13 protein-coding genes are annotated in these 13067 nt (G+C 31.7%); 4 read left to right on the top strand and 9 right to left on the bottom strand.

Features of this window, described 5'->3' with window-relative positions; genetic code table 11:
* Positions 1-90 precede the first annotated feature (90 nt).
* On the bottom strand, positions 91-1881 hold the full coding sequence (gene hflX, locus KPL54_RS13530; protein ID WP_216107067.1) for a GTPase HflX: 1791 nt from the start codon (positions 1879-1881) through the stop codon (positions 91-93).
* Positions 1882-2003: 122 nt separating this feature from the next.
* Between hflX and hpt the strand changes: the two genes are divergently transcribed.
* Positions 2004-2528: a hypoxanthine phosphoribosyltransferase gene (gene hpt / locus KPL54_RS13525; protein ID WP_216107066.1), complete on the top strand. Its 525-nt coding sequence runs from the start codon at positions 2004-2006 to the stop codon at positions 2526-2528.
* 74 nt (positions 2529-2602) lie between these two features.
* Here the strand turns inward: hpt and yunB are convergent, their stop codons facing one another.
* Complete coding sequence (yunB, locus tag KPL54_RS13520) at positions 2603-3265, bottom strand: sporulation protein YunB (RefSeq protein ID WP_375372992.1); 663 nt, start codon at positions 3263-3265, stop codon at positions 2603-2605.
* A gap of 227 nt (positions 3266-3492) precedes the next feature.
* Here yunB and KPL54_RS13515 point away from each other — a divergent pair, with 227 nt between their 5' ends.
* A complete protein-coding gene (locus KPL54_RS13515; protein ID WP_216107064.1) occupies positions 3493-5952 on the top strand; it encodes a transglycosylase domain-containing protein in 2460 nt (819 codons plus the stop codon).
* A gap of 42 nt (positions 5953-5994) precedes the next feature.
* On the opposite strand, the gene spoVAE is transcribed toward KPL54_RS13515, so the two are convergent.
* The 7 genes from spoVAE to KPL54_RS13480 form a co-directional block, all read right to left on the bottom strand.
* On the bottom strand, positions 5995-6351 hold the full coding sequence (gene spoVAE, locus KPL54_RS13510; RefSeq protein WP_216107063.1) for a stage V sporulation protein AE: 357 nt from the start codon (positions 6349-6351) through the stop codon (positions 5995-5997).
* On the bottom strand, positions 6352-7368 hold the full coding sequence (gene spoVAD, locus KPL54_RS13505; protein ID WP_216107062.1) for a stage V sporulation protein AD: 1017 nt from the start codon (positions 7366-7368) through the stop codon (positions 6352-6354).
* A gap of 6 nt (positions 7369-7374) precedes the next feature.
* Entirely contained in the window at positions 7375-7827 is a 453-nt protein-coding gene (spoVAC, locus tag KPL54_RS13500; RefSeq protein WP_216107061.1) for a stage V sporulation protein AC, read from the bottom strand.
* A 187-nt stretch (positions 7828-8014) separates the two neighbouring features.
* Positions 8015-8767: an RNA polymerase sporulation sigma factor SigF gene (sigF, locus tag KPL54_RS13495; protein WP_216107060.1), complete on the bottom strand. Its 753-nt coding sequence runs from the start codon at positions 8765-8767 to the stop codon at positions 8015-8017.
* Positions 8768-8777: 10 nt separating this feature from the next.
* Positions 8778-9206, bottom strand: coding sequence for an anti-sigma F factor (gene spoIIAB, locus KPL54_RS13490; protein WP_216107059.1), 429 nt, complete (start codon positions 9204-9206; stop codon positions 8778-8780).
* Positions 9207-9219: 13 nt separating this feature from the next.
* Entirely contained in the window at positions 9220-9555 is a 336-nt protein-coding gene (spoIIAA, locus tag KPL54_RS13485; protein WP_216107058.1) for an anti-sigma F factor antagonist, read from the bottom strand.
* Positions 9556-9823: 268 nt separating this feature from the next.
* Positions 9824-11134 carry an acetyl-CoA hydrolase/transferase family protein gene (locus tag KPL54_RS13480; RefSeq protein ID WP_216107057.1) on the bottom strand — a complete coding sequence of 437 codons (1311 nt, stop codon included), beginning with the start codon at positions 11132-11134 and terminating at the stop codon, positions 9824-9826.
* Between the two features lie 467 nt (positions 11135-11601).
* Here KPL54_RS13480 and KPL54_RS13475 point away from each other — a divergent pair, with 467 nt between their 5' ends.
* Both KPL54_RS13475 and KPL54_RS13470 read left to right on the top strand, forming a co-directional pair.
* Positions 11602-12225: a DUF4867 family protein gene (locus KPL54_RS13475; RefSeq protein ID WP_216107056.1), complete on the top strand. Its 624-nt coding sequence runs from the start codon at positions 11602-11604 to the stop codon at positions 12223-12225.
* Between the two features lie 45 nt (positions 12226-12270).
* Positions 12271-13067: L-fucose/L-arabinose isomerase family protein (locus KPL54_RS13470; RefSeq protein ID WP_375372991.1), on the top strand; the 797-nt coding region annotated here is incomplete at its 3' end.

Raw genomic sequence — 13067 nt, 5'->3', positions numbered from 1 at the left:
CTTTAATAACTGTTATAGACTAATATTAAATTATATAAAATAGATTTAGATTTTATTACACTTATAAAAAATTTTCATTAATAAACACAACTAAGTTAAAATATATTTTTTACATTTATTATAAACTTCATCGTCTCCTCGTACTGACATAAGTGTTCCTTCCTCGTTGTACTCTTCTGAATCAACCATTGAACCCCTATGTAAATATGCAACCATAGACTGATCAGTGTATGGAATAAGCACCTCAATTTTTTTAAGAGTGTATGGAAGATCTGTGCAAACATGTTTTAATAGTCCATCCAAATTCGTACCATTTTTAGCCGATATCTCTATACATTTTAATTCCTTATATTTTTCTTTAATTTTTAAAATATTTTCTGGCGATGCTTTATCAATTTTATTTAACACCAATATCACTGGTTTATCAATTACGTTTAATTCTGTTAATACACCATCTACAGCCTCTATTTGTAGCTCTGCAGTTTCAGATGATACATCTACCACATGTAACAACAAATCGGAGTATGCCACTTCTTCAAGCGTTGATTTAAACGCTTCAACTAAGTCATGAGGGAGTTTTCTTATAAAACCTACTGTATCCGTTACTGCTGCCACTCTATTATCAGGTAATACTAGTGCTCTTGTTGTTACGTCTAGTGTTGCAAAGAGCATATCTGCTTCAAACACTTTGTCCTTTTGAGCAACACTTTTTAATGCTGCTACATCACACAATGCATTTCTAAGCGTTGATTTACCAGAATTAGTGTATCCTACTAAAGATACTTTTGAGATACTCTCGCGACTTCTCTTCTCCCTTTGTACACTTCTCGTTGTTCTTATTTTTGCTAATTCTTTGTTTAAATCAAAAATACCTTCTCTTATTCGTCTTTTATCAATTTCTAACTTTTTCTCTCCTGGTCCTCTTGTTCCAATTCCAGCACCTGTCCTTGAAAGCATTGTTCCAAGTCCAGTTAATCTTGGTAATCTATATTTTAATTGTGCAAGCTCAACTTGTATTTTTGCTTCCCTGGTTCTTGCTCTTCGTGCAAAAATCTCTAAAATTAGCGTAGTTCTGTCTATTACCTTACACCCAAGAACTTCTTCCAAGTTTCTAACTTGAGAACCTGATAATTCGTCATCAAATATAACTAGATTTGATCTTAATGCTTGCCTTATACCTGCTATTTCTTCAGCTTTTCCTCTACCTATATATAAAGCGGCATCTATTTTATGTCTATTTTGAAGTATAGAGTCTACAGTCTCTACATTACATGCTCTTGCAAGTTCTGTGAGTTCTACTAAATCCTCTTCACTGCCTATCCCTACTAAAATAGCTCGTTCTGTATCATCTTCAATAACGTCACACGTTTTCATTAATTTTTCAATGTATTTAATTTTGTCTAAAATATCATATTCAATTACTTCATTTAAACTTATTGGACCCACTTCTTCTTCTATTAAAATACCCTTATCTATTCCACAAAAACCTATGTTGTATTTTAAATTTTCCTTTTCCGGACTTACTCCAATAGCCACTATACAATCTAATTTTAGTTTTACAAGTGCTGACATATCAAGCGCTGATAGTCTAGAATTGCCATTTGGATGGGTGTGTATTATTTTAACCCCTGATAAACGTCCTTCTCTTATATCAATTATAGGCAGTTCAACAGTACTACTATCGCCAATACCCATACTTATAATCTGGCCCTTTCTATCTATAGCCGCACTAACTTCTCTATCTAGATTTTGTGTTACCTCAACTAATATATCTACTAATTCAACAGATAAAATAGAATCTTTAGAAACGCTTAATTCACAAGCCTTTTCTAATTTATTTAAAATTGAATTTTTAACTCCATCTATATTGCCATATATCATAGTACATCACTCCATTCTACTAATATTTTATCTAATTTTCTTATTCTTATACTTGACAAGTTTCTTATAATTTTATACTATTGAGACCATATTGTAAATATGTAAAGAGGGCGGGATTAACATTGAATGATAAAAAAATAAATATTCTTATATCAAAAGATCAAATTAATGAGCGAATTGAACAACTTGGTACTGAAATTTCCAAAGATTATTTGGGAAAAAAATTATATGTCCTATCATTACTTAGAGGTAGCTTTATATATACTGCTGATCTTGTACGTCAAATCACTGTACCTACAAAAATAGGCTTTATGACAACTTCAAGTTATGGAGATGACGAAGAATCAAAAGGACTCGTTAATATTGTAAATGACATACCTGACAATATTTCTGGGTTTGATGTATTAATAGTGGATGATATTGTTGATACTGGTTTAACTATGGATTTCGTTGTGAATCACGTTAGATCTTTAGGCGCTGCTAGTGTTAAAACTTGTGTTCTTTTAAATAAGATAGAAAGAAGAAAGGTTGAAATAACCCCTGATTACTATTGCTTTGAGATTCCAGATCTTTTTGTAGTTGGTTATGGCTTAAATTATGGAGACTATTATAGAAATATACCATACATATTTAATTGGGAAGATTAATTTAAATGCCCTATAAATATATAAAAGTATAAAAAATAGAGTGCGCACCGCGCGCTTTATTTTTTATACTTTTGTTAATTGCTGTTTCCAAGTTTAAATCCAGTTCCATTTAAATCTAATTGAACTGAAGTATTAGGTGTTTTACCAACTATAATAGTTTCAGCAATTGGCACCTCATTTGTTACCTCAATATCATTACTTCTCAAAGGTATAATTACTCTAACAGTAGTTTTCACCTTAACATAGATCTTATGTCTTGTTTGATTTATACCTGCACTTTCAAACTCAGATGAATATTTAGTTTCTACATGTCCTATAGGCTGCATTTTGATATTAACACTAGGTCCATAATAAGATAGAATATTATTTCTTGTTATGTATCCTATTGGAACCCTTATTCCTACATCGCCCAATTTCATTAATTCCTTTTGTGACTTTAGTGCAACATCGCAAGCTATTTTATTCATTTTCAAAGTATCTGCTTTCAGCATTACGATATTTCCAACAGAATCCTTATCCACCTTTATTATCTCATCATAGTTAAATTGATTTGAATATTCATCTATAATTGCTTTATTTACAATCTCAGTTGCTTTTGCTCTCATTTCTGAATCTGCGACTGCCATTACAGTTGGCATTGTAGTTTTATCAAAAATATATATGAATATTGTAAAATTAATCATAACTATGGCTATAATTATTAATATTCTACCTTTAATTTTATTATTAATATTCATTACCCCCATTTAAGGTTATACATTATTATATGTAACTCATTTAAGGTAAAGAATTCAAATATCATTTCAAAACACAATATTTTATATTAAGTTTTATTTAAATAAATAATATAATTATATGGTATAATATTAAAAGCTAATTATAGCTAAACAACGTGAATTTTTAGAGGTCAAGGTAAAAATTGTCAGTTTTTATCTGCTTCATAAAAATACAAGGAGGATGCTCAATGGATAAAAAAGAAACTTCTCAGAAAAAGAAAAAAAAAGCTGGGAAGCATGTTTTTAAAAAACTTATTTTTACCATTCTAATTATAGCCTTAACAATCAGTGTAGCCATCGGTGGAGTAGTCTTAGCTATGATTAAGACGGCTCCTAGTTTAAATATTAATGAATTTTTAAAATTAGATGAAATTACTGTATTATTAGATGATTCCGGAAAGCTTATGGATGAATATGTCATCTCGCAAAGAAGAATTAATGTACCTATTAGTGATGTTCCAGTTAATCTTCAGGAAGCATTTATAAGTATTGAAGATTTCAGATTTGCAACGCATCCAGGTATTGATATAAAAAGGCTAGCTGGTTCTATATTTAATGATATAAAAATAAAAATAACTGGAAGTAGTCAAAGTCTTCAGGGAGCTTCAACAATAACTCAACAGCTGGTCAAATACAGAATATTTTTAGAAGATTCTATGGAAAACAGGACTTCTATAAAAAGAAAAGTTCAAGAAATTTATTTATCACTACAAATAGAAAAAGTATTAACAAAGTCCCAAATTTTAGAGACATATATGAATACTATTTTCCTAGGAGGAAATGCTCATGGTATAGAAGCGGCGTCACAACAATATTTTAATAAATCTATTAAAAACTTAACCTTAAAACAGTCTGCTTTTATAGCTAGTGCTGCACAAAACCCTAGTGTTTCATATTCTATGGCAACTAAATCATATGATACTAAAACAGCTTTTGATTCAGCTAGAACCAAAGCGGTCTTAGCTAATATGTATAAATATAATAAAATTAGTAAAGTACAATTTGACTCAGCCATGGCTGAAAAATTAACTTTTAGTTTTTCAAAAAAAGATGCAAACAAAATGAACTATGAGTTCTTTTCAAGACCTGCACTCCTTCAAGTTACTAATGATCTAATGAAAAAATATAAGATTAGCCAAAAGGAAGCATCTTCAATGCTTATGTATGATGGTGTAAAAATTTATACAACCATGGATAGGAATATGCAAAATACATCGCAAAGTTTAATTGATGCTCCTATGAACTCTTCACAAGAAAAACTACAAGCCTCATGTGTTATCATGGATTATCATACAGGTGAAGTTAAAACTATTATAGGTGGCCGTAATGTTAAAGTTCCTGGTTCTTACAACAGAGCTGCCTATGACGATAAATTTTTAAGGGCTCCTGGATCAAGTATTAAGCCCTTAACCGTATATAGTCCAGCTATTGATACAAAAATAGCTACGGCATCTACTGTTATTGAGGATTCACCCGTATCTGCAAGTATTGGATATAACCCTAAAAATTCACCTGATATATATCGAGGGTATTTAACTCTAAGAGATTGTTTAAAATATTCTGTTAACGTGGCCGCTGTGAAAATAGAAAATATGATTGGTATCAAGACTGGAGTTTCCTATGGTGAAAAGTATGGATTGCAGCTAGATAACGTAGATAAGATTAGTCTGTCTGCTATGTCTCTTGGTGAATTAAATGGTGGAACTAATCCTCTTACTATGGCAGCTGCATATGGCGTTTTTGGTAATAGCGGGAATCGTACTACTCCAAGATTATATACTAAAGTAATCGATAGAACTGGTAAGGTACTGCTTGATACAAAACCTGAAACAACACCTGTTTTATCACCTCAAAGTGCTTATATCATGTATGATTTATTAAAAGGACCTGTAGGCCCAGGTGGCACTGGAACGAACGCTGTTTTTAGCGACATGCCTGTTCGAGGTAAAACTGGTACTTCTTCTAATTCAAAAGATTTATGGTTTGTTGGTTTAACTCCATATTACTCTGCCGCAGTCTGGATTGGAACTGATAAAGCAGATAAAATTGAAGGATTGGGCAGTAACGATGCTGCACAGTTATGGGGGAAAGTTATGAAATCTGCTCATACTTCTCTTCCAGTAAAGAACGTTGATATGCCTTCTGGTATATCTTCCTTGTCTGTATCAAAGGATTCAGGTAATATACCTACAGATTTAACTATTGCAGACCCAAGGGGCAATAGAGTTTACTCTGAGCTGTTTATTGACGGGACTCAGCCTACAACTCTTGACAGCATACATGTTTCTGCTAAAGTCACAAGGGATGCAAGTGGTAGCTATGTTTTGGCATCAGAATATACTCCAATTTGGAAAATTGAAACAAAGGTTTTTATAAAGAGAGATTATGTTCCTAATGCATATTTAGAAGACTCTGCTTTTGTATTACCAACAGCAGTTGATACCTCTTCAGGTTCCTTTTCTGCTCCTTCAGTTGTCACTCCAAATACTCCATCAACTACCCCTAAAATAACACCTCCTGTTACTACTCCTAAAACTAATGAAGGAAATAACACTACGAATGGCGGTGGTCAACTTAACCCAAATACACCTATTAACAATACTTATCCTAATCAAAATAATGACACTATTACACATAAAACAAACTAAAAAAACAACTATTAAAATATTATGTATTTTAATAGTTGTTTTTTATTTAGTTTTAGGATTAAAAATCAATGCCATTATATATCCAAAGAAAATTGCAGCAGTAATGCCGCCTGCAGTACCCTTTATACCTCCTGTAAAAGCACCTATAAGACCAAACTCATCTACTTCTTTCATTACACTCTTAGCCAAACTATATCCAAAACCAGGCAGAGGTATACTCCCACCCGCTTTTCCATATTTGATTACTACATCATATATATTAAATGCTCCTAGTATTACACCACCCGTTACAAATACAACCAGTATCCTAGCAGGAGTAAGTTTAGTTGTATCCATAAGTATTTGACCTATTACACATATAAGTCCTCCAACTATAAAAGCCATAATGTAATTATTCATTTATTCACCCCCAAACTCTATTGAAACAGCATGAGCAATTCCTGGTATTGTTTCACCCTGCAAAGTTGAAGTAGAACTTAAAAGAGCTCCTGTTGAAACTAACAGGATCCTTTTAAATTTTCCCTTCAGCATATTTTTAAGCAAATAACCTGTTGCAACTACTGCAGAACAACCACAACCACTACCACCAGCGTTAGTTCCTTGCCTTGAAGCATCAAAAATTTTCTCACCACAATCAATATAATGACCTCTCATATCGTACTTGTATTCAAGCAATAATTTTTCTGTAAACTCCTTTCCTATAATACCTAAATCTCCAGTAGCAATAACATCATAATCTGAAGGTTTTCTACCAGTATCCATAAAATGTTGTTTAATAGTGTCCACTGCTGCTGGTGCCATTGCAACTCCCATATTATTCACATCAATTATTCCATAGTCTTTAACTTTTCCAGTTGTAATATGAGTAACATAAGGGAATTTACCTTTTTTACCTAAAACCATTGAACCTGCACCTGTCACGGTCCATTGTGCTGTTGGTGATCTCTGACTTCCCATTTCAAGTGGTAATCTAAATTGCCTTTCCGCTGAAGAAAAATGTGAAGAGGTAGCTGCTACAACATAATTAGCTAGGCCACCTTCCATTATCATTGAACCAACGCTTAAAGACTCTGCCATAGTTGAACAAGCTCCATATAGACCTATAAACGGTATGTCTAAATCTCTAGCAGCAAAACATGAAGATGATAACTGGTTTAATAAATCACCCGCTAATAAATAATTGATATCGACTTCCTTTAACCTTGCTTTTTTTATACTTTTTGATATCGCAGTATATAAAAGACTTGTTTCAGCTTTTTCAAAGCTTTCAGTTCCATTAAGATCATCTTCTATAATTTCATCGAAATACTCTTTTAATGGTCCCTGTCCCTCTTTAGGACCAACTATATTATAGGTACCAATAATTCTAGGTTTACTTTCAATTTCTACTGTTTGAAGACCAATTCTTCTACCCATTTCGCATCACCACCTTAAAAAATAATATAAAATCCCTACAATTACAGATGAACCAATTCCATAAACTAGAACAGGTCCTGCAATAGTAAACATTTTAGCTGCAACTCCAAAAACAAAACCTTCTTTTTTAAACTCCATTGCAGGTGAGACAATTGAATTTGCAAACCCAGTAATTGGTACAACAGAACCTGCGCCTGCAAAGTCACCCAACTTATCATATACACCAATACCAGTAAGTGCTGCACCTAAAAACACCATAACTATAGATACATATGCCCCTAGCTCATCCTTTGGAACACCAAATTTCGAAAAAATATCACTTATAAATTGTCCAATTACACATATTAATCCTCCAACCCAAAAGGCATTAAAACAGTGTTTTAGTAAATTGGGCTTTGGAATGTTGTTTGAATTAAGTTTATCGAATTTTTTTCTTATGGCTTTTTCTTTTACCTTCATAAAATCCTCCTTGTCACTTTTGAAAGTTATTATTGATTTGTTTTTTTATAAAAATATAATACTCTGATTCTTAATTTTAGTATTTGCATTAATATAGTTTTTAGTCAAAAAAATAAGATGCAACTAAAGATAAACGGCTTCAAATCAAACTTGAAGTTATTTGTCCATAATACATCTTATTATCTTTCTAAATTAATTTTTCCCTCATTATTTTCAAAACTTTCTTTTCTATTCTTGATACCTGCACTTGGCTAATTCCCATCATTTTTGCTACCTGAATTTGTGTATTATCTTTAAAGTATCTGAGCATAATTATTTGCCTTGATTTTGCATCAAGTTTTCTAAGTGCTTCTTTGAGAGAAATTTTATCTAAAACTTGGTTATCTTCTTCATATTTCTCACTTAGCTTATCAATTAACAATACTGGTGCACCATCATCTTGATGTATCGTATCAAATAAATACAGCATATTGCTAGCAGACTCTAATGCATATACTATATCTTCTTTTTCTATATTACAAAATACCGACAATTCGTCAATTGTAGGATCTCTACCCAATTTTTTGGTTAGAGTATCTTTATCATAATGCAATTGCCGTGCAGTATTTTTAACGCTCCTGCTTACTTTTATAATTCCATCATCTCTAAGAAATCTTTTAATCTCTCCCATTATCATAGGAACTGCATATGTGGAAAATTTCACATTATACTTAGTATCAAAATTATTAATTGCTTTTACGAGTCCAATACAACCTATCTGGAAGATATCATCATACTCATATCCTCTATTTAAAAATTTTTTACTTATAGATGAAACTAATGGCAAATTCATTTCTACTAAAGTGTCTAGTGCACCAGGTTCTCCATTTCTAGCCATTTGAATAAGTTGCATATTATCTTCATAATTATAGTTGCTTTTTTTCACTATTTTTTGATCCATAATATTCCACCTAACTTAAAGGATTAAATATTTTTTTCATTATTATACTTGTTCCCCTACCTTTGTCAGACTTTACTTCCAGACTGTCCATAAAAGTCTCCATTACAGTAAAACCCATTCCAGACCTCTCAAGGTCTGGACGAGAAGTGTATAGCGGCTCCATAGCTAGCTCCAAATTATCAATTCCTTTCCCCGTATCATTAACTATTACTGTCAATTCCGTGCCATTAATAATTGCCTCAATAGTGATCATTTCCTCTTCACTTTCATATCCATGAATAATTGCATTAGTAACTGCTTCTGATACCGCTGTTTTAACATCGGTGATTTCGTCAATTGTAGGATCTAATTGTGAAGCAAATGCTGCTATTGCTACTCTTGCGAAACTTTCATTCTGCGATTTACTTGAAAATTCTATCTTAATTTTATTGTAACACATACTAATCCCCCCACTAAATGTTGTTTACAGCTTGCTTTACGTCATCATATAACATGATAATCTTAAACATTCCTGACAGTTCAAATACCCTTTTAACTGAAGATTTAATATTAGTTACACATACTTTTCCATTTCTCATATGTAACTTTTTGTATCTTCCAATAACTACACCAATACCAGAACTATCCATAAATGTCACTTCTCCAAAATCCATAATTAATTTGTTATAACTATCTCGTTCTAACCTATCATCTATAATATTCCTAACTTCCTCAGCACTATGGTGGTCTAATTCCCCAGACATGTAAACTATCAACTTATCTTCACTATTTTCAAAATTTAAATGCATTCTCTTCCCCCCGAATCATTTGGAATTTAAATATTATTTTGATATCTTCTAAATAATGTATCCATATCCTATATTCGCTAACTTATAAGAAAATCCTTCTTTTTTTATGTAATATTTTTTCATTTCTTTATATTATACCCAATTTTGTACTTTTTAACATAATATGTGTTAAATAATTTTAATATTCTAAATTTACCGTATTAAAATAAATAGTAGCCAGATAATTAGGTCCCTAATTATCTGGCTACTATTTATTAATCATCTTTAATTATTTTGATGTGAATTTGCACTTAAACCTTTTTTCAAATTCCTGTATTAACTCATTCCTAAAATCTGGGTGAGCAATATTTATTAGCGCTTTTGCTCTATTTTTTAAAGTTTTACCTTTTAATTCTGCAATACCATATTCAGTAACTATATATTGCACATCATTTCTAAGTGTTGTAACAGCTGCTCCTTCATCAAGGTTTGGTTTAATTCTTGAAACTTTTCCTTTGCATGCAGTCGATGGCATTGCGATTATGGATTTACCATTTTGGGCCATAGATGCCCCGCGAACAAAATCAACTTGACCACCAGTTCCACTAAACTGAGTTTCTCCTATCATTTCTGCATTAACTTGACCCATAAAATCTACTTGAATAGCAGAATTTACACATACCATTTTATTATTTTTAGCAATAACATAGGGATCATTTACATAATCTACAGAATACATTTCAACCATAGGGTTATTATCTACAAAATCATATAGTCTTTTGCTTCCCATCAAAAATGTAACAACAATCTTTCCCTCATGAAGGGATTTAGCCTTGCCTGTAATTACACCTGCTTCAACTAGTTCCACAACTCCATCTGAAATCATTTCAGAATGAATTCCTAAGTCCTTCTTTCCTTTTAAAAATAATAAAACTGCATCTGGAATAGCACCTATTCCAAGTTGTAGTGTAGAACCATCCTCAACTAAAGAAGCACAATTCTCTCCAATAGCTCTTTCAACATCCCCAATTTTAGGAGAAGTAAGTTCTATTAGTGGATGATTTGATTCTACTATATAATCAATATCAGAGACATTTATAAAAGAGTCACCCATAGTTCTTGGCATTTCTTTATTTACTTCTGCAATTACCATTTTTGCGCATTCTGCTGCTGTCTTTGTGTAATCAACAGATAAACCAAAACTACAACACCCATGCTCATCAGGTGATGAAACTTGAATAAGTGCCACATCTACTGGTAGATAATTATTTTTAAATAGCTCAGGTATCTTAGAAAAAAAACAAGGCGTAAAATCTGCTCTTCCAGAAGCGATAGCTTCTCTTGTACTGGCACCTGCAAATAATGCATTGTGTTTAAAATGGCTTTCCATTCCTGGCTTAGTATACTCATCTTTTCCCATAGGAACCATATGCACAATTTCAACATCTTTATAGGAATCCTTATTCTTTAACATTGCCTCTATAAGCGTAACAGGTTCAGCACAAGCATGCCCTGTTGCTACCCTATTTCCAGACACTATCTTCCCAGCAGCTTGCTCTGCCGTAATAACCTTTGATTTGTATATTTCTTGTAAATTCATAACTACACTCTCCCTAATAATCAAATTTTGTCCATAATTTTAATTGATTTACTATTATTACTACATGTATTAATACATTTTTCATAGTTTTAGAGTATACTTTTGTGATTATTTTCACAATCTTTTTTAAAAAAAATCTCATGAATATGTATATTATACTTTTGTGATATATCTTGTCTTTAATTTCTCATTAACTTACTTCTTTCTTGTTCCATTATACACCACTTCTCTTAACTTGTACATGTAAAAAATTTATTATCAATACAAAAATTAAGTTTTCAGATTTAATAAGTCACTCTTACCATTCACTAGTACCTACCACAATATTAAAAACTTTTGAATAAAATGAAATAGTTTACAAAACATGTTGATAAAACTATAAAAGAATAGTAGAATAGACTTATTAAAGGGAATTTAAAAAGTTATTTATTATAATAACAAAAAATTTAATAGAAGGGAAGATGACTATGATTATTAAAAAAATTACAGATAGTGAGTTTAAGAAATATGGACATGTTTTAGAAAATTATGATTGTTCTAAATTAATTGAAAAAATGAAAACGACACCATTGCCAAATGATGTAGTCTATGAGCCATCAATTAAAGAATTAGAAGATTTAGAAATAGCGCAAGACTTAAAAATAAGAGAATTTGGTGAATTACCAATTCAAGTAGGATATTGTAATGGTAATAATTATTTACTAAACGCTGTGGAATATCATCGTTCATCTGAAATAAATGTTGCAGTTACTGATTTTATTTTACTTCTAGGTTGTATTCAAGATATTGAAAAAGATTATTCATATGATACTTCAAATATAGAAGCCTTTTTAGTTCCGGCTGGTACAATCATTGAGGTTTATGCAACTACACTTCATTATGCACCTTGTAATGCAAATGAAAATGGTTTTAAATGCGTAGTTGTATTACCTAGGGATACTAATTTGCCACTCAAAAATAAAATTAATAAATCTGGTGAAGATGTTTTACTCTTTGCTAGAAACAAATGGTTAATTGGTCACAAAGATACTGATTTAGGAACTCAAGGAGCATTTATAGGCTTAAAAGGTAAAAATATTTCAATAAAATAAGTTTAAAAATAACTATTCATAATAAAATAATCGGAGGAATGGAAAATGAAAAATTTACCACAATTAAAATTAGGAATTGTTGCAGTAAGTAGAGATTGCTTCCCAATGGAGTTATCTGAGAGCCGTAGAAAAGCTGTAGTTGAATCTTATAAAAAATCTAACGTTGATATATTTGAATGTTTAACTACTGTGGAAAATGAAACACATATGTTAAAAGCATTAAAAGAAGTTAAAGAAGCTGGTGTAAATGCATTAGTAGTATACCTTGGAAATTTCGGTCCTGAAACTTCGGAAACCTTACTTGCAAAACAATTTGGTGGACCAGTAATGTTTGTAGCTGCTTCAGAGGAAAGCGGTGATAATTTAATGAATGGCCGTGGGGATGCTTATTGTGGAATGTTAAATGCGAGTTACAATTTAGCACTACGTAATATAAAGGCATTTATTCCCGAATATCCTGTTGGAACAGCTAGTGAAGTTGCGGATATGATTTCAGAATTTGTACCAGTTGCTACTACATTACTTGGCCTCGACAATTTGAAAATAATCTCTTTCGGACCTCGTCCACAAGATTTCCTAGCATGTAATGCACCAATTAAGCAATTATATAATCTAGGAGTTGAAATAGAAGAAAATTCAGAACTTGATTTATACGCAGCCTTCAACGCTCATGCGGGTGATTCAAGAATTCCAGAAGTAATAGCTAGTATGGAAAAAGAATTAGGTAAAGGTAATAAAATGCCTGGTATTTTGCCAAAGCTTGCTCAATATGAAATAACATTACTTGATTGGATGGAAGAACATAAAGGTTCAAGAAAATATGTTGTTTTTGCAAATAAATG

The organism is Clostridium estertheticum (genome assembly GCF_018861295.1).
Taxonomy (GTDB): Bacteria; Bacillota; Clostridia; order Clostridiales; family Clostridiaceae; genus Clostridium_AD; species Clostridium_AD estertheticum_D.
Note: the sequence above shows the minus strand (reverse complement) of the source record. Positions and strands in the feature narration are given on the sequence as shown.